Annotated in this window: 20 protein-coding genes and 4 tRNA genes; 18 read left to right on the plus strand and 6 right to left on the minus strand. The window is 38.2% G+C overall.

Features of this window, described 5'->3' with window-relative positions:
• The first annotated feature begins 17 nt into the window (after positions 1-17).
• Together WAE64_RS16560 and WAE64_RS16565 are read left to right on the plus strand one after the other, a co-directional pair.
• Positions 18-1,115 (plus strand): ISAs1 family transposase, encoded by a 1,098-nt coding sequence (locus WAE64_RS16560; RefSeq protein ID WP_340238472.1) that lies wholly within the window; start codon positions 18-20, stop codon positions 1,113-1,115.
• 107 nt (positions 1,116-1,222) lie between these two features.
• Positions 1,223-1,660: an NUDIX domain-containing protein gene (locus tag WAE64_RS16565; protein ID WP_340238474.1), complete on the plus strand. Its 438-nt coding sequence runs from the start codon at positions 1,223-1,225 to the stop codon at positions 1,658-1,660.
• Here WAE64_RS16565 and WAE64_RS16570 read toward each other — a convergent pair.
• Positions 1,657-2,841: an MFS transporter gene (locus tag WAE64_RS16570; protein WP_340238476.1), complete on the minus strand. Its 1,185-nt coding sequence runs from the start codon at positions 2,839-2,841 to the stop codon at positions 1,657-1,659. The two genes, WAE64_RS16565 and WAE64_RS16570, sit on opposite strands and share 4 nt — an antisense overlap.
• Before the next feature lie 277 nt (positions 2,842-3,118).
• Between WAE64_RS16570 and WAE64_RS16575 the strand changes: the two genes are divergently transcribed.
• Positions 3,119-4,078, plus strand: coding sequence for a hypothetical protein (locus WAE64_RS16575; RefSeq protein WP_340238477.1), 960 nt, complete (start codon positions 3,119-3,121; stop codon positions 4,076-4,078).
• 58 nt (positions 4,079-4,136) lie between these two features.
• On the opposite strand, the gene WAE64_RS16580 is transcribed toward WAE64_RS16575, so the two are convergent.
• A complete protein-coding gene (locus tag WAE64_RS16580) occupies positions 4,137-5,123 on the minus strand; it encodes a PDDEXK nuclease domain-containing protein (RefSeq protein ID WP_340238478.1) in 987 nt (328 codons plus the stop codon).
• A gap of 206 nt (positions 5,124-5,329) precedes the next feature.
• Positions 5,330-5,400: transfer RNA gene (locus WAE64_RS16585), tRNA-Cys, on the minus strand.
• 321 nt (positions 5,401-5,721) lie between these two features.
• Between WAE64_RS16585 and WAE64_RS16590 the strand changes: the two genes are divergently transcribed.
• The 12 genes from WAE64_RS16590 to WAE64_RS16645 all read left to right on the plus strand — a co-directional run bounded on the left by WAE64_RS16590 (position 5,722) and on the right by WAE64_RS16645 (position 17,410).
• Positions 5,722-6,276, plus strand: a complete 555-nt coding sequence (locus WAE64_RS16590) for an RNA polymerase sigma factor (RefSeq protein WP_340238479.1) — start codon at positions 5,722-5,724, stop codon at positions 6,274-6,276.
• Between the two features lie 62 nt (positions 6,277-6,338).
• A complete protein-coding gene (locus tag WAE64_RS16595) occupies positions 6,339-7,229 on the plus strand; it encodes a hypothetical protein (RefSeq protein WP_340238481.1) in 891 nt (296 codons plus the stop codon).
• Positions 7,230-7,290: 61 nt separating this feature from the next.
• Positions 7,291-8,340 (plus strand): porin family protein, encoded by a 1,050-nt coding sequence (locus tag WAE64_RS16600; RefSeq protein WP_340238483.1) that lies wholly within the window; start codon positions 7,291-7,293, stop codon positions 8,338-8,340.
• A 203-nt stretch (positions 8,341-8,543) separates the two neighbouring features.
• Positions 8,544-8,626, plus strand: a tRNA-Tyr gene (locus WAE64_RS16605).
• Positions 8,627-8,642: 16 nt separating this feature from the next.
• A tRNA-Gly gene (locus WAE64_RS16610) sits at positions 8,643-8,715 on the plus strand.
• Between the two features lie 72 nt (positions 8,716-8,787).
• A tRNA-Thr gene (locus WAE64_RS16615) sits at positions 8,788-8,859 on the plus strand.
• Between the two features lie 252 nt (positions 8,860-9,111).
• Positions 9,112-10,299: an elongation factor Tu gene (tuf, locus tag WAE64_RS16620; RefSeq protein ID WP_340238485.1), complete on the plus strand. Its 1,188-nt coding sequence runs from the start codon at positions 9,112-9,114 to the stop codon at positions 10,297-10,299.
• Positions 10,300-10,440: 141 nt separating this feature from the next.
• Positions 10,441-11,598, plus strand: coding sequence for a helix-turn-helix domain-containing protein (locus WAE64_RS16625; protein WP_340238488.1), 1,158 nt, complete (start codon positions 10,441-10,443; stop codon positions 11,596-11,598).
• A 78-nt stretch (positions 11,599-11,676) separates the two neighbouring features.
• On the plus strand, positions 11,677-12,669 hold the full coding sequence (locus WAE64_RS16630; protein ID WP_340238491.1) for an alpha/beta fold hydrolase: 993 nt from the start codon (positions 11,677-11,679) through the stop codon (positions 12,667-12,669).
• Between the two features lies 1 nt (position 12,670).
• Positions 12,671-13,336, plus strand: a complete 666-nt coding sequence (locus WAE64_RS16635) for a hypothetical protein (RefSeq protein WP_340238493.1) — start codon at positions 12,671-12,673, stop codon at positions 13,334-13,336.
• A gap of 211 nt (positions 13,337-13,547) precedes the next feature.
• Positions 13,548-16,004: a YfhO family protein gene (locus WAE64_RS16640; protein ID WP_340238495.1), complete on the plus strand. Its 2,457-nt coding sequence runs from the start codon at positions 13,548-13,550 to the stop codon at positions 16,002-16,004.
• Between the two features lie 149 nt (positions 16,005-16,153).
• Entirely contained in the window at positions 16,154-17,410 is a 1,257-nt protein-coding gene (locus tag WAE64_RS16645) for a TCR/Tet family MFS transporter (RefSeq protein ID WP_340238498.1), read from the plus strand.
• Here the strand turns inward: WAE64_RS16645 and WAE64_RS16650 are convergent.
• The gene (locus WAE64_RS16650) at positions 17,388-18,053 is read right to left on the minus strand and encodes a CBS domain-containing protein (RefSeq protein WP_340238500.1); all 666 of its coding nucleotides are present in this window, start codon (positions 18,051-18,053) and stop codon (positions 17,388-17,390) included. The genes WAE64_RS16645 and WAE64_RS16650 overlap by 23 nt on opposite strands.
• Positions 18,054-18,113: 60 nt before the next feature.
• Positions 18,114-18,887, minus strand: a complete 774-nt coding sequence (locus tag WAE64_RS16655; RefSeq protein ID WP_340238503.1) for an alpha/beta fold hydrolase — start codon at positions 18,885-18,887, stop codon at positions 18,114-18,116.
• Positions 18,888-19,046: 159 nt separating this feature from the next.
• Between WAE64_RS16655 and WAE64_RS16660 the strand changes: the two genes are divergently transcribed.
• The 3 genes from WAE64_RS16660 to WAE64_RS16670 all read left to right on the plus strand — a co-directional run bounded on the left by WAE64_RS16660 (position 19,047) and on the right by WAE64_RS16670 (position 22,688).
• Positions 19,047-20,282 carry an NAD(P)/FAD-dependent oxidoreductase gene (locus tag WAE64_RS16660; protein ID WP_340238505.1) on the plus strand — a complete coding sequence of 412 codons (1,236 nt, stop codon included), beginning with the start codon at positions 19,047-19,049 and terminating at the stop codon, positions 20,280-20,282.
• 44 nt (positions 20,283-20,326) lie between these two features.
• Complete coding sequence (locus WAE64_RS16665; RefSeq protein WP_340238507.1) at positions 20,327-21,889, plus strand: ADP-ribosylglycohydrolase family protein; 1,563 nt, start codon at positions 20,327-20,329, stop codon at positions 21,887-21,889.
• 73 nt (positions 21,890-21,962) lie between these two features.
• The gene (locus WAE64_RS16670) at positions 21,963-22,688 is read left to right on the plus strand and encodes a hypothetical protein (protein ID WP_340238509.1); all 726 of its coding nucleotides are present in this window, start codon (positions 21,963-21,965) and stop codon (positions 22,686-22,688) included.
• A 27-nt stretch (positions 22,689-22,715) separates the two neighbouring features.
• On the opposite strand, the gene WAE64_RS16675 is transcribed toward WAE64_RS16670, so the two are convergent.
• Positions 22,716-23,231: a low affinity iron permease family protein gene (locus WAE64_RS16675; RefSeq protein ID WP_340238511.1), complete on the minus strand. Its 516-nt coding sequence runs from the start codon at positions 23,229-23,231 to the stop codon at positions 22,716-22,718.
• Positions 23,232-23,467: the final 236 nt, after the last annotated feature.

Consider the following 23,467-nt stretch of genomic DNA (forward strand, 5'->3'; position numbering starts at 1 on the left):
ATAAAGACCTTTGCTAGATGCAATGGGAAATATTTTTTAAGGATGTACCTGATTTTCGGATTAATCGACGTAAAAAACACCGATTGATAGACATTTTGGCGATTTCGGTTTGTGCCGTTGTTTGCGGAGCAAACGATTTTGAAGAAATCGCTATGTATGGCAATCAAAAGAAAGATTTTTTACATACTTTTTTGGAATTGTCCAACGGCATTCCTTCACATGATACATTTTATCGTGTTTTTAAGTTTTTAGATAAAAAGACTTTTTCTGAGTGTCTTTATCGTTGGTCAAAAGAGCTTTTATCGACTATCAATGAGGGTTACACACAAATCAATATTGATGGAAAAGTTCTTAGAGCTACTGCCAAATCGGGGTCAAAGAAATCCGGCATTTGCCTTATTAGTGCTTGGGTTTCGGAACATGAATTAGTTTTAGGTCAACAAAGAGTTGATGGTAAATCTAATGAAAAAACAGCAATTCCAGAGTTATTGGATAGCCTTGATTTAGAGAATAGTATCGTCACCATCGATGCTATTGCTTGTGAGTGTAAAAATGCTGACTTAATCACTGCTAAAAAAGGTCATTATGTATTGGCTCTGAAAAACAACAACAAGCACATTTATCAACAAGTTAGCGAAAGAATGAAACAAAATTACTCGCAATTAGCTAATTATCAAGATATTGACTTTGGGAGTGGTCGTATTGAAACAAGGACTTGTTATGTTGAAAACAATCTAACTCTCTACGATGACTTAGCCGATTGGACTCATCTGAAAAGTATTGTTTTAATAGAATCCAAAAGAGAAGTTAAGGGAATAGTTAGTATTGAAACCCGTTATTATCTAAGTAACTTAACCCTAAGCCCAAAAGATTTCAATACTGTTATCAGGAATCACTGGAGTATCGAAAATAAACTTCATTGGAAATTAGATGTTGTTTTCCTAGAAGATTTGCAAAGAACTAAATCGATAAATGCACCGGAAAACCTTGCAATTGTTCGCAAACTAGCTTTACAAATGCTTAATCGAGTGCAGGATAAAGAAAGTATAAAGAACAGAAGAAAGATTGCTGGCTGGAGTGACCAATATCTCTTGAAGGTAAGCAACAATATTTAAATGCGTTTAACCTGTTTAGACCTTGATTAAGCGTGGAAGTGACTTATGCCCAAGTCGCTTCCACGAACATACATGCCTATTATAATTAAAAATCCACTTGAGTAGCTATGAAGATAAGGCCGGCTGTTGCCATTATAGAAAACAAAAAAATCCTGACCATGCATTATAAATACGGTGGACAGGATGTATATAATTTGCCAGGAGGTAATCTTGAATTCGGCGAATTGTTAACCCTTGCGCTTTCTCGTGAATTAGAAGAAGAACTGGGTATTAAAGTCGATGTCGGCGAATTAATGATGGTAGGAGAGGTGCATTTTACAGAACCTCAAAAACAAACCATTCATTTTATTTTTGAAGGCAAAGTTCTTGAAGGTACCCCTACGCTTAATCCTGCGCACACTTCTGCATTAGCCATCAGGTGGCTACGTATAGAAGAGTTGGCTACTGTTAATTTGTATCCTAACATCAGCAAAAAGCTAAAAGAATATCTGTCGGGAAATCTAAGCGACAAATATGTCGGCAAACTTGACCAGAACTGGTTTTAGAAAGCCGCTTTCATGCGGCGCACTTTGCCCGTAAACAAATATGCAAAAGCCAATGTTGCCAGCCCAGCCATAATCATAAATGCATAAGGCATCTGGCTAACTTTGTTCTGGTAAATTTCGGCCGATAAGTAAGCGCCTAAGCCAATACCTGCTTCCATACAGATATACATGGTTGCCAGGGCTCTGCCACGATTATGCTCGTCGCATAAATCGATAGTCCATGCCTGTACAATGGGCGAAAGTACCCCTTGCGCAATACCAAAGAAAATAGCGGCTATTACAAACAGATATACATTATGTGCCATAGCCGTGAAGCCCATAGCAATAACAAGCGCAAAACAACCCCAGCGCAAGACCGGAATCCGTCCGTTTTTATCAGATACCTTTCCGGCTACTATCCTGATAAACAATGAGGCCAGCGTATAAATCAGAAAATATAAACCTTTGTTGTGTAAACCTATGCTTTTACTTAAATCGGGCGATAGCGTGGCTATTGCGCCAAAACTAAATGCTGTCAGGAACATAACAATAGCCGCAGGTAAAACCATAGGGTCAAAAATATCACTCTGGGTAACCTTCAACGAATTAGCACTAAATTTTTCTCGCTGTTCTTTCGGCAACGTTTCTTTCATGTTATACAAAATTGCAATTGAAATAAGTGCAAACAGCGACGAAACATGAAACAATACATTCATCGAAAAAGTATCGGCAATCCAACTACCCAAAGCAGGGCCAAAGGCCATTCCAAAACTACTCATTAGGCCGTGCATACCCATAGCCTCGCCTCTTCGGTTGGCAGGTACAATGTCGGCAATATAAGCGGCTGTTCCGGTAGGTTTAAAGCCTGTCGAGAAGCCATGAACTAACCTTAAAAATAGAAACGGGAAAACACTTGTTACCAAGGGGTAGAAGAACCCACACACAAAACAAACCAGAGACCCAAAGGCCATTACAGGTACACGACCGATGCGGTCGGTGAGGCGTCCGCTGAAAGGTCGAGAAAACCCGGCCGTAAGCGTAAATAAACTGATGATAAGACCCTTAGACTCGGCTCCTCCTAATTTAGATAAATAATCAGGTAGCTCAGGTATGAGCATATTGAAACTTGCAAAGAAAACCAGTGAACTTATGCAGAGAAGCCAATATTGAAGAGAGAATATACTGTTAGATTGTTGTTCCATCTGCAAAAATAAAGCATAGCCTAGGGTATTTGCAATACCAGCCTTTGTTTCAAAATATCATTCAATGGTAAAGTGCAATTTTTGCTTAAATTTTAATTAAAACGGCTTGTTATCAGGCTTTTCAAACATTTTACTGGCAGTTGTGCAACCCTTTTCTTGGCTGGGTGCGTCTCTGTATATAGTTTCGCTAATCTCTACCAAACCGTTTCGCTGATCTATGATAAAAAGTGTACACAAATTTCTTATTTGTTCACTATTTTAAATCTAATTAAAACCGATGAAAACCAATTTGTTAAAAATTGCGTCGCTGTGTATTGTTCTGGGGTTGGCAGTAACAGCGTGTACCAAAGACCCTGTTACGAGTTCTTTAACACCAGATGCCCAGTCGGCAGCAGCAGTAGCCGACAACCAGATTATTCAGGATGAATCAGAAGATGTGTATGGCTTAGTAGATGATGTAACTTTTTTACCCTTTGGTGGGCGCAACTTCCGTGAAGCCGGAGGTGATGGCGGCGGCGGTAAAGGTAAACATGGCGGGCATTTCCCGAACCTTGGTATAGGTTGGGATAAACCCTGGAAAGGTAAGTTTGATAATTGTGCCGATGTAAGCAAAACAGTAGCCGATAACGTGATTACGATTGTTTATGACTACACAGGCGTAACAGATGGCGTATGTAACGACAAAGCAGTAGGTGGCAAAATGACTATTTCGATGCCTGTAAAGCCTGACTCAGGGTTTTCGGGAACATTGACCCGTACGGTAACGTATGAGAATCTGAAAAGAGATACACTTGTAATTAATGGCACACATACCATTACAACAACTGTTGCTGATGGCAAAGCCACAGCCAGCGAAAAACTAGCTAATGTTACAATTACTAATACAAACACAAATAGAGTAATTACATATACAAGTACTAAAAAACGCATAGTAGATAACAAAGGTACAAGCGATAAAGACGACGACGAGTCACAAACCACAGGTACTACCAGTGCCAAAGCAAGTGATGGTACAGAGTTTACGGCTAATATCACTAAAACATTGATTGTAAAACGCTCTTGTAGCGATGCAAAGGGTTTTCCGGTGAGTGGTACAATAGAAATCAAGCCTTTTACGGGCGATACAAAAATTGTCGATTATGGCGATGGTACCTGTGATTTGAAATACACAGTTACCGTCAACGGAGTGACAGAGGAGAAAGAAAAGACAAAACCAGAGAAAAGAAAAAAAGGTTAGTAATACGTTTAAATATGTCGGAAAGTGTTGCCTGTTTTTGGCAACACTTTTTTTTGTTTTAAAGAGACTGTAAATTATTCAGGATTTCTTCCCATTTAGCTTGTAAGAGTTTTTTATCAGGAAGCTTTGTTTGATAATCTGCTACTAAAGTTGGCGAGAGGCTACGGCTAAGGGCATATTCTACAACTGTATCGTCTTTCCCTTTACATAGGAGTATACCTATACTAGGGTTTTCATGTGGTTTGCGTATATCTCTATCAAGGGCTTCAAGATAAAAATTTAATTGACCTAAATGTTCGGGCTTAAACTTCTCAATTTTTAATTCAATAGCAACCATGCAATTCAAACTACGATTATAGAATACAAGGTCAATCGCAAAGTCTTGATTTCCTACTTGTAGAGCGTATTCTTCTCCCATAAAAGCAAAGTCTCTTCCGAACTCTAATAGAAACTTGCTAATGTTTTGAGCAATACTTTTTTTTAAATCTTTTTCTGAGTGTTGTTCTGGCAGATTTAACAGTTCTACCACATATGTATCTTTGAAAGAGTCTGTTATGTCTTGAGGTAATTGTTTAGGTAAATTAGAAATTTTACTGTTACCAATCATTACTCTTTCAAAATATGAAGAATCTATTTGTCTTTCAAGTTCTCGTGAAGACCATCTTTCTTTGAGTACTAATTTTAAATAAAACGTTCGTTCTTCAAAGTTTTTACATCTTGAAAAAATAATTGTATTACTTGTCCAAGATATTTCTCTCAGCATTGCCGAGAGTTTTGGAGAATCTTTGTATGTTTCGTAAAACTGTTTCATCCTCCAGATATTCTGAGGTGAAAAACCAACTATATTGGGCTCTGTATGATTAATAAACTCTGACAATTCTTTGACGACTGATTTTCCCCACGCCTTCTTTTCTACCTGTTGGCTAATGTATTCACCTACTTGCCAATACAAAGTAACCAATTCTTTATTAACAGCATGATAAGCTTTTTGTTTCGCTTCTTTAATAAGGGTAGATATAGTATTGAATTGTTGAAGTTTCTCCATTATTTTATTCTAACTCTAAATATCTCAAATACAATTATCGTAAAATTTAACTGTAAGCGAAAGATAAAACTGGTGAATTATAATTCTTTAAAAACAAAATGAAGCTTAATCGCGCAAAAGTAGATAACATAGTTAAAGATAAGTTACAACAAAAAAGGTAACTATTCGCAAATCATTGATTTTTAAATAGTTACCTTAATATTTTGAGGTCCCGAGCGGATTCGAACCGCTGTAGAAGCTTTTGCAGAGCTCTGCCTAGCCACTCGGCCACAGGACCATTTGGGAGTGCAAAAGTACGAGCATTGTACCAAACTCCAAAAAAAAAGTGAAAAAATTTCTAAAACTTATTTTCTGCCGCCCAATAAGTTTTTGTAAGTTGTGTCAATATCAGCCATTTATCATTTATTGGCTAGGTTTTATAGGCCCACACTAAAACCACCTATAAAACTGTTTTACAGAAACTCACCGATTGTTTAATACTTGTCAGGGACCATTAACAGGCATTCAGAAAAAATATTTTATGCTTATGAATATTTTTTTATTACTGACGCAACCCTTTCAATAGTTTTTTGCATCTTGCTTATGAACGTATGATTTTATGACACGAATTTTATCCTTATTCACTAACGAGTACGACCTGGCAAGGGCAGTACAGCGGCAAGACTCAAAAGCACAGACTCGCCTATACGAGAAATTTGCTTCTAAGATGCTTGCAGTGTGTAATCGTTATGTAGGAGATAAAATGGAGGCAGAAGATGTGATGATTGAGGGATTCATGAAGATTTTTGACAAAATAGACCAGTTTACTTTTCAGGGAAGTTTTGAGGGGTGGGTCAGAAGAATCATGATAAACGAGGCGTTGATGTATGTACGAAGCAAAAAAGTAATAGCTGTTGATTTGGAATATGCCATTGAAGAGCCTAACGATTCGGCCTTTAGTACAGGTTTAGAAGCAGAAGATTTAATGAAACTGATTGAGCAATTACCCGAGGGTTATCGCATGGTTTTTAACCTGTATGCCATTGAGGGCTATAATCATCAGGAAATAGGCGAGTTGTTGGGCATTTCGGAAGGTACTTCTAAATCTCAACTGAGTAGGGCGAGAGCCATGTTGCAGAGTAAATTAATGAAATTAGAAAAGAACGTAATTTAATAATTCCCCTTTATGGGCGTGCCGACGATTCGGCAGGGGATATGAAAATATCAATTATAAAAATGAAGAAACATCCAATTGACGAACTTTTTGCTAATAAATTAGCAGAACACCGCCAAGAACCTTCTCAAAAGGCTTTTGAGAAATTTCAGGCCCGTTTGCAAGAAAAAGAAACTAAACGTCGTGGTGGAGTTTTTGCTATCAGCCGTAACTGGAGCTATTATGCAGCTGCAGCAGGGGTAGTAGCCGTGCTTACAGTAGGAATTTTATCACAACGTAATACCAACGATACGCAGTTTGTTGCAGATAGCAGCAAACCTAAAGTTGAAACACAAAATCAAATTGATTCTGCTATTAATAAGGATAAACCAGCTTTGTTAGCTAAAACTGACGGAGAGAAAGTAAATAGCTTAACAGAAAGAACACAACCTAAATCGGTAAATAATATCATAGCCTCAACCAAAAAGGTTGAAATGGACGCCACAAAAGCTCCGGTAACAAAAGAAACAATAACACCTATACAGCAGGCACCTTTAGATGCCATTGCTTTGAATCAGCCCGAAGCAGTCAGTACTTCGCCAATAGAGGTGCTGACAGGCAAAAACGCTAGTACGATAGAAACATTCTCTAAAGAAAACACTGCTTTGGCTACCAAACATAATGTTGGTGAGGTTGTATTGGTAATAACACCTTTAGAGGTGGAGAAGGGAGCATCGCAGAGTATAGCTAAAACAGAGAAATCAATAGCAGAAAACGAGGAGAAAGAGAGGTCTTTTCTGGCAAAGCTTTATGGCGAATACAAACATTTTAAATATGGAGAAAAAGTAGATTTGAAACGCCTGGGTGTAAAAGACGTTGTTGCAAGGGTTGATGAAGGTTTGTTGAAAGAAGAACGTGACGATGTAAGAGACTTTGTACAGCGTAGAATAAGCAGAATGCAAAAAAGAGAGTAGAAATATATTAGCCGTACCATTACGGGAGACATCATAGAAAAATTTAATTGCTAACAGAATAATGAAAAGACTAGGACTCATCCTCTTGCTGCTAATTGGAGGATTTTCGGTAAAAGCATCTTATAAGCAAGATACGACCATTGTAGAGTTTACTGACCGAGGTGTAAAGAAACGTGTAACGGTTTATACCTCAAGCAAAAAAGATTTTGAATTACCCCGTAACCTTAATCTGGAGAATGTTTTAAGAAGTATGGGGGTAGATTCTTCTGAAAGAAAAAAAGCATTGGTTTTAATAGAGCAAAATGGTGCTAAGCAAGATACCATATTGCTACTTGCTAATGACGGCCGCACTGTTAAAATTGTAGCCAAAGATGCACGAGACCAGCTAAGCAGGAGAGACACCCTGCGAAACGATAGTGACCATTGGAGCCGCTCAGGCAGGAATAATGACGACGACGAGGACGATGATGACACTACAACCTATGTTAAGCCCAAAAAGAAGAATAGTGGCGGTAGATTTTTCTCAAAGTCTGACTTCGGCTTTTATCTGGGGCTCAACAACTGGGCCAATGGAGCGTCGACGGTGCCATCTTTGCAAACATGGGGTTCTCGTTTTATAGCTTTGTCGTTCCGTAGAAATGCTACTCTTATTAATGGTAAGCAAATGGATTTGGCTCTAAGCTATGGTCCTGAAATATCGTGGAACAACTTTATGTTTGAAGGCAACGACTATATAGACCGTAGTACAGAGCAGGTGGAGTTTTTGGTAGCTACTAAAGACCTCAATAAAAGCAAACTAGTAGAAACAAGTCTCAACTTGCCTGTTATGTTTAATTTTGGTTTTGAAGAGGCTAAACTAAAAATAGGTATTGGAGGCTATGTAGGTTATAGAGTAGGAAGCTACCGTAAATTGAAATACAGCGATAGCAGAAGGAAAGAGATTAACAGAGATAACTTTGGCTTGAATGATTTTCGTTATGGCCTTACCGTTGAAATTGGCAGAAGAAGAGGGATTTCGTTTTTCGGAAGATACGACATGGGAGATTTATTTAAATCTGGACAGAAAAATGCAGCAGGGCTTCAGGCCTGGACAATAGGAATAAGATTGTAAAAATATTTAACATGAAAACGGCAAAAATTAAGATTTTTTGCCGTTTTTTGTGTCTGAAACAGAGAGCGAAAAAAAAAATAAAAAAGAATTGATTTTTTTTTGAGTGAATGTTTGACAATTAAAAAAAAGAATGTACTTTTGCACTCCCATTCGGAATGAATGTTCTTTGTTAAAGTTTCCGAGGGGCGCAATAAAATAAACAAGGGGGTGTACCAGAGTGGCCAAATGGGGCAGACTGTAAATCTGCTAGCTTACGCTTACGGTGGTTCGAATCCATCCGCCCCCACAATTAATACTTATTAGCGGGAGTAGCTCATTTGGTAGAGCGATAGCCTTCCAAGCTATAGGTGGCGGGTTCGAGACCCGTCTCCCGCTCGCAAAAATGATAGACGTGCGACGGTTCAGTCGTGACTGATTCGGTGTTCGTCTTTTGTTATTTTAGAAAATGCCTTCGTAGCTCAGTGGTAGAGCACTTCCTTGGTAAGGAAGAGGTCGGCAGTTCAATCCTGCTTGAAGGCTCTAGCTTTGAAAAGGGCAATCTTGATAAGGAAACTCAGAAGAAGAGACTTCTTTGACAAGAGAAGAAATCAGATAGCGTGACCGAAATGTTTTTTTAGTATCTGATTCTGAGTGACAGTAAAATTAATTTTGGAGTTTTCTTTCGTAACCGGGAAACTTGACAAGTTCAATCTAACAGTTCTGCAAGAAAGGCTCATCAAAGTGAATAATTAATTATTTTGTAATAAATCTAATATTTAGACTTCAATAATCATGGCAAAAGAGAATTTTGACCGTAGTAAACCTCACGTAAACATTGGTACTATTGGTCACGTTGACCACGGTAAGACAACTTTGACGGCTGCCATCACAAAGGTACTTTCAGAGAAAGGATTGGCAGATAAAAGAGATTTCTCATCAATTGATAATGCCCCTGAAGAAAAAGAACGTGGTATCACTATCAATACTGCACACGTAGAGTATCAAACAGAAAACCGTCACTATGCTCACGTTGACTGTCCTGGTCACGCTGACTACGTGAAAAACATGGTAACTGGTGCTGCTCAGATGGACGGTGCTATCCTTGTAGTAGCTGCAACTGACGGGCCAATGCCACAAACTCGTGAGCACATCCTTCTTGCTCGTCAGGTAGGTGTACCTCAGTTAGTAGTATTCATGAACAAAGTGGATATGGTTGATGATCCTGAGTTATTGGAACTTGTTGAAATGGAGATCCGTGACTTATTATCATTCTACAAATACGATGGTGACAATATCCCAGTTATTCAAGGTTCAGCTCTTGGTGGCTTGAACGGCGAAGCGAAATGGGTTGAAACTATCGAGCAATTAATGAACGCGGTTGATACATTTATTCCACTTCCAGCGCGTGCAACTGACAAACCATTCTTGATGCCAGTTGAAGACGTGTTCTCAATCACAGGTCGTGGTACTGTAGCAACAGGTCGTATCGAAACAGGTGTAATCAACTCTGGTGAGCCAGTTGAGATCCTAGGTATGGGTGCAGAAAACTTGAAATCAGTTGTAACTGGTGTTGAGATGTTCCGTAAAATCCTTGACCGTGGAGAAGCTGGTGATAACGTAGGTCTATTACTTCGTGGTATTGAGAAATCAGATATCAAACGTGGTATGGTAATCTGTAAACCAGGTTCAGTTAAACCACACGCTCACTTCAAAGCAGAGGTTTACGTATTGAGCAAAGAAGAAGGTGGTCGTCACACTCCATTCTTTAACAAATACCGTCCTCAATTCTATTTCCGTACAACTGACGTAACTGGTGAGATCTCTCTTCCAGCAGGTGTGGAAATGGTTATGCCTGGTGATAACATCACTATCGAAGTGAAATTAATCAACGCCATCGCTATGGATAAAGGTCTTCGTTTCGCGATTCGTGAAGGTGGCCGTACCGTAGGTGCTGGTCAGGTAACTGAAATCCTTGCTTAATTCTTAGAATTAAGAAGCATCATAAAGAAAAGCACTTCCGTAAGGAAGTGCTTTTTGTTTTTATAGCCTATTGTAATAAAAGATAAACGCATAGGGGTTTGTATTGTTTGCATTGTCATAGAAGCAAATCATACTTAAATAATGCTCTATCTTATCGGAATTATCATTACATTTTTTCTGGCAATTGTGCTTATAAGCAAAAAAAGTAAATCATGTGCTGATAAAATTTTGGGTGCTTGGTTTGTGCTTATTGGCATACACTTACAATTATTCTACTTGCATTTTAGTGGGCAATATGTCCATTTCTCTTATCTACTAGGGCTCGAAATCCCGATGCCATTACTTCACGGCCCATTTTTGTATCTCTACATTCATTCTCATCCACAGTTTTCACAGAGTAAACCTAAATGGTTTATCCATTTGTTACCGTCTCTTGTAGCCTATGCCTTGTTGATACCTTTTTTCATTTTATCAGGTGAGCAAAAAATACTTGTTTATCAACACGAAGGTGCTGGTTTTGAGTCGTTAACATCACTTATTTTTATTGCTATTGTTTTATCAGGGGTTATTTACGTAGTGCTTTGTTGGCACTTAGTGGCTAATCATAAAAAACGTATGCAAGATTCATTACAAATGGCCAACAAAATAGACCTAAAATGGATATGGTTTCTGTTATATGGAATTGCTGCAATATGGATTGTAGTTATTGTTGGTAATGATACCCTCACGTTTGGGTCTGTGACAGTATTTGTAACACTAATCGGTTATCTGGGTATTAAACAAGGCAATGTATTCAGTAACTATAACTTATCTTATCAAATTGCTGCAACTTCTGATACTTTTAGTTTTGAACAGAACTATGAGTATGCTAAGCATATAACATTTAAGCCTAAAGAAATGCCCGAGAAAGTTAAATACCAGAAATCGGCATTAAAAGAAGAAGATGCTTTACTGATTCATGCGAGATTGCAGCAATTGATGCAGGAAGAGAAATTATTCAAAATGCCAGAGCTTACTTTAGGAGAACTGGCTCAAAAGCTTGATGTGCATCAGAATACATTATCGCAGGTTATTAATTCTTTTGAGCAAAAGCCTTTTTACGATTACATCAACCATTTGCGCATTGAAGCATTCAAAGAAATTGTGCTTACGGCAGATAGCCGAAAATATACAATTCTTTGGCTGGCTTTTGAGTGCGGTTTTAATTCAAAGACAACTTTCAACCGAACTTTCAAGAAAACTGTTGGTATGTCGCCAAAAGAGTATCTGGCCCAAATATCATTACCCCAGGCGGCATAAAATTAGGTACCACCTTACAAATTGGGGCGATTGGCACCTTTTAGTGATTCAATTTTGCTGAAAAAATAAAGCAAAACAATGAATCGAACATTTAGTATTATTTCAGCCATGTTACTGGCGTTCTTTTTTATAGGCTGCGAGCAAGAACTGAGTATCAATGAAGCAGGATATCTGGTGCCTAAAACAGTAGAACAAGACTCGTCTCTGCCTTCTATTACAGTTAATAATACCCAACTTCATGCAGAGACTTTTGGTAATCCTGCTAACCCAATGCTTGTGATTCTGCATGGTGGGCCCGGCAGTGATTACCGTTACTTACTTAATTGTAAGGCATTTGCCAGCGAGGGCTATTATGTGGTATTCTACGACCAAAGAGGCTCAGGTTTATCTAAGCGCCACGCTAAAGATATCTACACTATTCAAATCATGCTCGACGACCTGAGTGCAGTAATTACTCATTACCGCACATCGCCATCACAAAAGGTCTATTTTCTTGGGCATTCGTGGGGCGCAATGCTGGCAACGGCCTATATTAATACTTATCCGCAAAGTGTTGATGGAGCTATATTGGCTGAACCTGGGGGCTTTATCTGGCAAGATGTGATAGATTATGTTGGGCGTTCTCGTAGTTTCAAACTCCTTTCCGAAACGCTCAACGATGCTACTTACCTCGACCAATTTATTACAGGTAAGCAAGACGAACAAGCTATTCTGGATTACAAATTCACATTGATGGCATCGGCTGACGAGTCGTCAGAAAGCTCTTTAGGTAACGATGGCCCTTTACCATTCTGGCGAAGTGGTGCGCTCATTCAGGAAGCCTTGTTTGAAGCAGGTGATAGAGAAAAGCCTGATTGGACAACCAATCTGAAAACTTACACCACAAAAGTGCTCTTCATCTACAGCGAGCGTAACAAATCTTATGGCTTGGCTCATGCACAAAAGGTATCTTCCGCTTATCCGAATGTTGACTTGGTGAAAATAAATGGTGCTGGGCACGATATGCTCAGCTTCCCTACGGGCTGGAGTAATTTTTATCCTATTGCATTAAACTATCTAAAACACCTTTAACATGAGAATTCTAAAACTAATTTTAACTTTAAGTCTTTTAAGCATCTATAACAGTTCTGCTCAAACGCTAAACTGGGCAAGTCTGAAAAAAGAACAGCGGCACCTTGCTAATTTAAATATAGGGCTAGATTATGGCGTAACCGCAGGAATAGTCTATAGTTATCACCTAAAAACAGCTTTACCTATGGCAATCGGATTAGAATATTCGATGCCTTCTGGTAAAAAGATTGGCGATGATTTTAAAACTAAACTAGGCGGGCAGATAAGATGGTTTAGGTTTAGTGATTTTAATTTTAGTACCCGAATACAAGGTGTTTTCAGAAGGTTCGACAGTAATTATGTAACCTTGACCAATTTTGGTACTGATGTTTCGGGCACCTTAGGGTATTACAAGCCCAAATGGTTTCTGGCAGGTGAAGCCGGTTTTGATAAAGCCATTGTAACTCATTTTAAACACTCTGACTTAATGAGCGACAACTTTACGGCTAAAAATGGGTGGTATATGCCTGCCACCGGAGGTAACTTTTATTATGGTTTACAGACTGGGTTTAGCTGGCAAAGCCATGATATTATACTAAAAGTCGGGAAAGTAATCAACCAGGATTTCAGAACAGAGCCATTGCTGCCTTTTTATGTACAAATTGGCTATACACTAAAAATGAAATAAGCTCAGGAATTAATAAAATAGGGGAGAGGCGTAAAGAGGAGTGTGTTTAAACTGTGTAAATCGACCGAGAAGCAAAGTTTGAACACACCCAAGGAGAAATTGTGAACTTATGGCACCGTTTGTTAATAATTTGTTTTTTTCTTCATTCTGTTAAATTAGGCGTGGGTTTTGCTATTTTTGTAAAAACAAACCTATTTATACCCAATCTTGTATGGCTAAGAAGAAATACGTTCAGAAGGTAGATAAACCAGCGAAAGAAATTCTTGATACTCAAGCTGTAATTAAGCCTTCACCTCTTCCTGATTTTTTGTCGTTTAAAAGCTCATTTTACATATTACTAGTGCTGTTGGTACTAGCCAATTTCTGGGTGTTCAAAGACTTTCTATTAGGCAAAAAAGTATTTCTTTTTAAAGACATCGGCAGCGATACTCTCAATCAGATTTATGCTTTTGCTAAAATGATAATTGATACCATAGCCAAAGATGGTATGCCGAAGTGGTCGTTCCAACAAGGACTAGGGCAATATGTAGCTCCTTTCAATTTAGGTAATCCATTTCATTGGCTGGTTTACCTGATGGGTGCCGATAATCTGCCATATTCAATAGGCTTGGTTGAGTTCCTGAAGTTTGTTTTATCTGGCTTATTCTTCTATGCATATCTCAGACAACTCTCTTTAAGTGCATTGGCTTGTATAATTGGTGGTCTTGTATATGGTTTATCAGGTTTTTTGAGCGTTAGCTCAGGCTGGTTCAATTTCTTTACAGGTTGGTCGGTTGAGTTAAGTTTCTGGTTACTTGCTTTAGAACTTTTGTTGAGAGGCAAAACCTGGTATTATATGCCAATTGCAATAGCTCTTGTGGCAATGGACCAGCCGTTTAACTTGTTTCTTATAGGTGAGTTTTCTATTATTTATGTAGTTGCCTGGTATTTTTTACAAGAAAACGTAAATCTGGAAACCTATTTAATAAGAGTAGCAAGAGCTACTGTTTGTGGAGTATTAGGTTTATGTATTGGTGGAATTATGTTTGGGGCAAATATTTTTACTATGATTAACAGCCCTCGTGTATCGGGCGGTTCTTCTTATTATAGCACCCTTACAAGCCAACCTATTTTACAGCCGGTAGACGCCCTACAAGCCGGAACCATAGTGTCAAGGTTTTTTGGAAATAACCTTTTAGGCGTTGGAAACAATTATAAAGGCTGGATGAACTACATGGAAGGGCCAACATTCTATTTAGGTTTATTAGGCTTATTATTATTTCCACAGATTTTTATTTTTCTGAAAGGTACTCGTAGAAAAACTGCTGCAATTCTCGGAGGTATCATAGCACTAATTTTATTATTCCCATTTTTTAGACACGCTTTTTGGGGCTTTACCGGTGATTATTACCGTATATTATCACTATTTATAGGCATCGCTTTTCTGATTTCAGGGCTGTGGGTGATAACAAAAGTTGAAAAGGGAGAAAAACTTAATCTACCACTTTTAGGCGGCACTTACGCTTTATGGCTCATATTGTTACTGATTGGCTATACCGATGAGTGGTCGAGCATAATGGTAAATTCAGAAAAAGTAAAATCTTTATTGGTACTTACTGTTTTAGCCATCGTGTTGGCTATCTATAATTTCTGGCCAAGCAGCTTGCTGAAGTACTTAATTATTGTAATTACTTTTTTTGAAGCAACCGGAGTAGCTTACACAACGCTTAATAAAAGAGATATTATTCTGAAATCGGAATGGAAAGATAGAGCAGGCTTTAATGACTACTCTAATGAAGCAGTGCAATACCTGAAAAAACTTGATCCATCGTTCTATCGAATAGAAAAAGATTATTCATCAGGCACGGCTATTCACGTAAGTACCAACGACCCTATGGTGCAAGGCTATAACGGAACAACTGTTTATACAGCATTTAACCATAAAAACCAGGTTAGTTTTATGGCAGGTCTGGGTATGATTAACCCCAAGAATGAATTTGAAACCCGTTGGTTGACAACTTTACGAAATCGTCCTTTTGTGCTGGGGCATGTAGCTACCAAATATGTTCTTTCTAAAGGGGTTATCCCTTTCAAGAATTTTGGCTACGATTCTCTTACTACTATCAATGATGTAACAATTTTCCAGAATCCTAATTATCTGCCATTAGGTTTTACTTACGATGCCTACATAACCGATACCAATTTTAAGGATTTATCTTTACTCCAAAAAGACCTTACCTTATTACACGCTTTTGTTATTGATGACAAAGAAAAAGCTGATTTTAGTAAACTGAGAGAGACTAAGGATTCTTCTACTGTCTTAACCATTGAACAAGTAATACTGCTTTCTGACGAACGCAAGAAAGAAAAACTAAACATAAAATCGTTTTCTAATAATCTGATTGAAGGCGATATAGAACTAAGTAGCCCTAAATTACTCTACTTATCAATACCTTATGACGAAGGTTGGAAAGTTGAAGTAAACGGAAAAGCAATGCCTACCAAAAAAGTAACTTACGGAATGACAGGTGTACTATTAGAAAAAGGCAAGCATTCTATCGTGATGCGATATATCCCTCCATATGAAAAAGCAGGTATGTGGGCTTCAATTTCAGGCATTTTGGTCTATGTGGGTTTGGTATGCATGACAGTATTGTTTAAAAGAAAACCAGAAGAAACGCTAAGCTGATACAAAAAAAAATATAAATAAGAGCCACTTGAAATCTAATTCCAAGTGGCTCTTATTATAATAATTGATGAGACTTTAACCTAAATTTAACCCTTATTTAAGAGAAAATGGCAAAAATATGGTTAATTTGCGTAAAACTTACCAAATCAATGTCTGTCAAAAAAAGTGCTGCTACCTCGTTTGTACTTATCACTGTTCTTATTGATTCTATTGGCTTCGGCGTAATCATTCCTGTTATACCCAGACTAATTTCAGAATTAGCTCATGTAGATACCAGCGGTGCTGCTCGTTATGGAGGTTGGCTCTTTGCGGCGTATTCTGTTATGCAGTTTATCTTTTCGCCAATTATGGGGGGCCTTAGCGACCAATATGGCCGTCGACCTGTACTGTTAGCTTCGCTTTTCGGTTTTGCCTTAGATTATTTGTTATTGGTGTTTGCCTCTTCTATCGGTTGGCTGTTTGTAGGGCGAATCATTGCAGGTATTATGGGAGCTAGTTTTACAACAGCCGCTGCCTATATGGCCGATATAAGCACACCTGAAAAAAGAGCACAGAACTTTGGTATGATAGGTGCAGCGTTTGGTTTAGGTTTTATTGTAGGGCCAATTATTGGCGGTTTTGTAAGTGAGCTTGGCACACGTGCTCCTTTTATGGTGGCCGGAGGCTTAACTATTCTAAACTGGTTGTATGGCTATTTTGTATTACCAGAGTCGTTGAGTATGGAAAATCGTAGAAAATTTAACTGGAAACGTGCCAATCCGATTGGCGCACTAACAAATCTCCGACGATTTCCGATGATAGTAGGGCTCGTAACTGCATTGTTTTTGGTTTACATTTCAAGTTTTTCTACACAAGGTACTTGGGCTTATTATACCAAAGAAAAATTTGGCTGGTCGGAGCGGGAAGTAGGCTTGTCTTTAACTTTTATAGGCGTAATGATTGCCTTGGTGCAGGGCTTTCTGACACGGATTCTCGTTCCGAAATTAGGAACCAGAAAATCTATTTATATAGGATTTATATTCTCAATTTTAGGCTCTCTGGCTTATTGCTTTGCCAACGAGGGCTGGATGGTATATGCCATTATGGTTCCTTTTTCTTTAGGTGGTTTGGCAGGGCCAGCCATGCAAGGGCTTATTTCGGGGCAGATACCAGCCAACGAGCAAGGCGAATTGCAAGGGTCATTAACCAGCCTTAACAGTGTTTCGGCTATAATAGGGCCTGTTCTGATGTCAAGTCTGTTTGCAAAATTTACCGCCAAAGGTGCTCCCATCTATTTTCCGGGAGTTCCGTTTCTGGCATCGGTAATTTTAACTACAATAAGTCTTTTATTGATTGTCAGAACTTTAAACAAGCATACTACTAAAGTAGAGCAGGCAGAAGCAATTAAACACTCAGGTATTTCATAAGCATATCGTAGCGCTCTTGTTCTATACTATCCACAGGCTCATGTGCATACGCACCTTCTACAATATAGCCGAAGCGCTCAAGCGTGGCTACTATTGAAGTAATATTCTGGCGATTAATTTTTAAGGTAAGTTTTGATGACTCTTCCCCTGTATAATAGTTTCCTGAGAAATAGCTACTCAAAATCTTTGCATTATCAGATTCCACCAATCGGCTGATTTCTGCTAATGAATAATCTCTGTTTTTAATAGCAATTACTAGCACGGCTCCTGGCTCTTGTGTGCCCAGGAGCTCTCCAAATTTATTGTAAATTTCGCCGGCAGTAATATTGCCAACAAAAATCTGTTCGTCGTCTACCACTGCCAATATTTGCAATTGGTATTTCGAAATGAGCCCGAGAGCTTCGTATAAATGTTGGTAATCGAAAATGTAAACGCCCGAATATTGAGGCATTATCTCAGAAATCACTAGGTCTTCATCATAATTCAACAATATGTCTTCGCTTATAATACCTACGTATTTTTCATTATCGACAACCACCAATTGTCCGATACGATTCTCTTCCATCCAATTTAAAGCATCGCCAACGGTATCGCTTAGCTTCAAAATGGGTAATTCGTGGTTGATAATTTGAGCAGCCGTCATTCTGTTTGTAAATTTTTATAATATATTTCTAAAGCTATCCGCAGAAATATCCATAAAAAATTATGCCAATACCTCTTCCTGAACTTTGTCGAGGAACTTGGCAAGATAGTGGTTAAATTCTACGGGGCGCTCCATCATAGGGGCATGGCAACATTTGTCAATAAAATATAGCTCCGAATTCTCTAACAATCGATTAAATTCAAACCCTACATGAGGCGGAGTGATAGTATCGTTAAGGCCCCAAATCAAGCATGTAGTTACTTTTATGTTTGGAATCTCCTTAGCCATGTTATGGCGCTGTGCTGATTTTGCAATCTGTACGATATTCATACATTTTGGTATGCTCGATGTAATCTCAAAGCATTCATCAATCAACTCTTTAGTGGCTGTTTTTGGGTCATAAAAAGTGTAGGCAACTCGCTCACGAATATATTCATAACTGCCTCTTTTCGGGAACGACCCACCCATTGTATTTTCAAATAAGCCAGAGCTACCTGTTAATATCAAAGCTTTTACGGTATCCTGATGCGCCAATGTGTATAATAAACCCACATGGCCACCCAACGAATTACCCAATAAGATAATATCTTTAAGTCCTTTAAAAGCAATAAATCTTTCTATAAATGCTTGTAAACCCTCTAAACTTGCTTCGCGCATGGGCATATCATAAATAGGCATTACAGGAATCACAACCCTGCAACGATGCCTGAAACCTTCAATTACATCATCGAAATTACTTAATGCGCCAAATAAGCCATGCAAGATGAGTAGGGTATCGCCGCTACCTTCATCAATATATTTAAACTCGCTCTCTTGTTGTACTTGATAATTCATTACTATTTTTTAGAAATTCTATTGAATATTTAGTGTGTTTTGACAAAGGTGTAATAAAGAAATCCGTCTATATTTGTGCTTTCTAATGACAAAATAGTGGTTTAAAATTGAATTTTCAAAACTTTTATCTTAAAAACGAAAAACACGCATTAAAAGTTTATGAATGACTTTTCGACGGTGATTATAGGAGGTGGAATTTCTGGATTAACCTGTGCAAAGTATTTGAATGAGCGAGGTATGAGTTTTGTGATTCTGGAAGGTTCAGATGCTTTAGGGGGGAGAGTCCGCACTGATATAGTAGAGGGTTTCAGGCTCGACAGAGGGTTTCAGGTACTTTTAAGTAACTACGCCGAAGCACGTAAAATACTTAATTACAATGATTTAGACCTGCGGAACTTTGCCTCTGGCGCATTAATAAGAACCAGAAAGGGGTTTATGAAACTCGAAAATCCTTTCAAAAATAGAAGAGCATATTTTTCAATGGCTTTCTCGCCGGTAGGCTCCTTTAGTGATAAATTAAAAATTAATAAATTTGCTAAATACGTAGCTGATATACCCGATGAAAAGCTTTTTGAGATGCCCGATACCGACACCTTGAGGTTTCTGAAAGACTATGGATGGAGTAAGCAAATCATCAATCAGTTTTTTAAACCATTTTTCGGTGGTGTTTTTCTTGAGAACGACTTAAGCACATCAAGTAATCTTTTTCATTTTGTATTTAAGCAGTTTTTTAAGGGAGATATAGCTTTGCCGAGCGAAGGTATACAGAGCATACCTGAACAAATCTCTGCTATGATTCCGAAAGAGCAAATCAGGTTAAACGCTTTTGTAAAACATATAGAAGATAACCAGGTTTTTTTAGATAGTGGCGAAATTCTGACAGCCGACAGAATTGTAATTGCTTCTGACCCCCATACTGCATCGAGTCTTTTGGGAGAAGATAAGGCATACGAATATCAGATTAATACATGTACGTATTTTTCGGCCGAATATTCTCCTTTAAAAGGTCAGAAATTTTTAACTTTAAATCCTGATAGAAAAAGCGTGGTGCATAACCTGTGCGTGCCTACCGATATTACGCCTACTTATGGCGCAGCAGGCAAAGCTCTGATTTCGGTAAGTACCCAAGGGCTGGATAAAATAGATGAGCGCAACCATATAGGCCGTATCAAACGTGAGCTATACGATTGGTTTGGTGCTCAGGTGAATGTCTGGAAACATCTAAGAACCTATCATCTGCCCGAAGCTCTGGTTAAGTTTCCGGCAGGTACACAAAAGCAAGCCTTAAAACTTGACGAAAACCTTTACCGTTGTGGCGATTATCTGGCATATCCTTCTCTGAATGCAGCTATGCAAACAGGCCGTGAAGTAGCCGAAATGATTAGTGAGATTTGAAATAATAATGAGCAAAGTATCTATTCAAAACCTAGTTTATATTTATGAAAAAAATCTATTTCTCACTACTGGTGTGCTTGGCTTTTGTGGCGCAGGCGCAACAAAAATACCTTACACTTTCGAAAGAAGCATTGCACGATAAAATAAAAGGAGGCTGGGCAGGCCAGACAATCGGCGTAACCTTCGGCGGTCCAATGGAGTTTCGGTACAATGGTACTATTATTAATGAATACCAGCCGATTCCGTGGTATGATGGCTACCTAAAGAAAACCATGATTGAAAACCCCGGTTTATACGACGACCTCTACATGGACCTAACCTTTGTAGATATTATAGAAAAAGAAGGGCTCGATGCACCGGTTGAATCTCATGCCAAAGCCTATGCCAATGCAGGCTATGCACTTTGGCATGCTAATCAGGCTGGTCGCTATAATATATTGCATAACATAATGCCACCGCAATCAGGGCATTGGTTGCATAATCCGCATGCCGATTGTATCGATTATCAGATTGAGTGCGATTTCGCCGGGCTCATGTCACCCGGAATGCCTAATACAGCCTCTCAGATTTCGGATAAAATAGGGCATATCATGAACTACGGAGATGGCTGGTATGGCGGTGTTTTTCTAGGAGCCTGTTATACATTAGCTTTTACATCTAATAATATAGAATACATTATTAATGAAGCTTTGAAAACAATTCCGAAGCAAAGTGAGTATTATAAATGTATAGCCGATGTAATTAAGTACTATAAGCTGTATCCGAACGATTGGAAGAAAACATGGTTTGCTTTACAGGAAAGATGGTCTGACGACATAGGTTGCCCTGATGGCGTATTCACACCTTTTAATATTGATGCTAAACTGAACTCGGCTTATGTGGTGTTGGGTTTATTGTATGGTAAGGGCGATTTCACTAAAACCATAGAGATAACTACCCGTTGTGGGCAAGATGCAGACTGTAATCCATCATCAGCCTGTGGCATTTTAGGTACAATGCTTGGTTATTCAAAAATACCTGCTTATTGGAAGATAGGGCTGGCCGAAGCTGAAGATATAGATTTCAAGTACACCACAATATCGTTGAATGATGTATATGGCATAGGCTTGAAACACGCTTTGCAGAATATTGAGCGAAATGGCGGAAAAGTATCAGGGGATAAAGTTAGTATTTTGGTACAAAAGCCAGAGGTGGTTAGATTTGAGCAAAGTTTTGAGAAAGTATATCCTGTCGATAAAATATTTGTTTATAAAACTTTAAAAGACGAATATAGTTTTGATTTTGAAGGCACAGGGGTAGTAATAAAAGGAGTAGCCGAAAAGAAAGACAAAGATAGCCCCGATATTGTTTTGAATACAGAAATATATATAGATGGCAAATTGCTTGAAAAAATAGAAATGCCTACAGAATTCAGAACCCGCCGACACGAACTTTTCTGGAATTATGAGCTACCAAAAGGTAAACATCAAGTAATAGTGAAGTTACTTAATCCATCAGCTCAGCATGATTTACGCATAAACGATATAATTGTTTATAACGACCAACCCAATACAGAGGGAAACCAGAAAATATATAGATTTGGACAACCCAAGCAAATTAAACCTTAAAATATAAATCGGGTCTAAGCATAAGTAAAGACCGAAATGAACGTTATTAAGAAACACAATAATCAAACAACTCATGAAAAAATCAATTATCAGTATCATAGCATTTGCAATTTCGACAAGCGTTGCATTTGCTCAGACAGCACAAGATGTTTTTAATAAATATATGGATGTTACGGGCGGTAAACCACTTTGGGATAAAGTGAATAACTACACAATGAAACAAAGTTATAAAAGCGGAGCTGCTACTGACTATGATGTAGATATTAAGGCTTCGTTTCCTGATGCTTCAATGTCTAAATCGAAAACTATCTTGAAAAGAACCTTTATATATGGTGTAAAAGGTAATGAAGGCTGGCTAAAAGTGCCACTTGGAAGCGGTGATAAAGCTACACAATACGAAACTAAAGATTTGAATCAGAAAGAACAAGATAATATGCGTAGAGAGTTGAGAGAAGTAGTTTTGCCTTTCTGGGATTATGAAAAGAAAGGATATGTAGCTACTTTGGTTGGTTCAGAAACGCTCAACGGCAAGAAAGTAACACAAGTAGAACTAAGTGGTAAAGGTATAAGATACAATTTGTATTTTGATGAAGCTACAGGGTTACTTGAAAGAAGAAAGTTGGCTTTGCCAAGTGGTGAGGTAATAACAGAAGATTACACAGCTTATGCCACATCTCCCTATGGTATTAAATACCCTTCGGCATCAACATACACCAGTACTGCCGATAAGCGAACAGTAAAAGTAACAACTAATATCGTCTTTAACGATAACATATCTGCTTCGGCATTTGCCCGTTAAGGGAATGAAAAACAACGGAGCTCGATTCTATAGAGTCGGGCTCTGTTGTTTTTTAACTGCTGCAGTTTTTTTGTTGTTTTTCTTTAAATCTTGCTTTTGCGATTTTTCTTTGTGTATTTGGTTTGCTTCTTCAATTGAATGAGAAATAAAAGCATCATCTTCTTTTTCAGCCAGGTCGGCGAGTTTTATATAAAACTGTTTTGCTTTTTCTAGCTCTTCTTCCGTTAAATCTTCAATATCAATCAGGCGATTACTAGCTTTATCGCTTGAAGCTATCAGTTCATTGAGTTTAATCTGTAAGGCAATGGTATCTTTGTTCTGCGATTGTTGAATAATAAAAACCATCAGAAACGTAATAATAGTAGTACCTGTATTAATTACAAGCTGCCAGGTATCCGAAAAATTAAACAGCGGCCCCGATAAGGCCCATATTATAATAATTATAAAAGCACTCACAAAAGCATAGGGGCTGCCGGCGGCTTTAGTTACTTTTTTTGAAAATCTGTCAAAAATGCCCAGAATTCCTTGTTTTGTTCTTTTCATTGTCTATGGATTGTAATTGTCTAATTGTTTGATGCACTTTAGATACATAATAGTTACCCTAAAAAACTGTTCCACGTTAATGTGGGTATTTTCAAGGAGTGATTATAGCTTATAATAGAATCATAAGCATAGTAAAACCAATACAGATTGAAGCTTAACAATATGATAATAATAAGAACTTATATAAATCTTTAGTAATGCTAAAACTGTAAAACCTTAATAGTAAGTAAAGTAAT

The organism is Emticicia soli (genome assembly GCF_037860775.1).
Classification (GTDB): domain Bacteria; phylum Bacteroidota; class Bacteroidia; order Cytophagales; family Spirosomataceae; genus Emticicia; species Emticicia soli.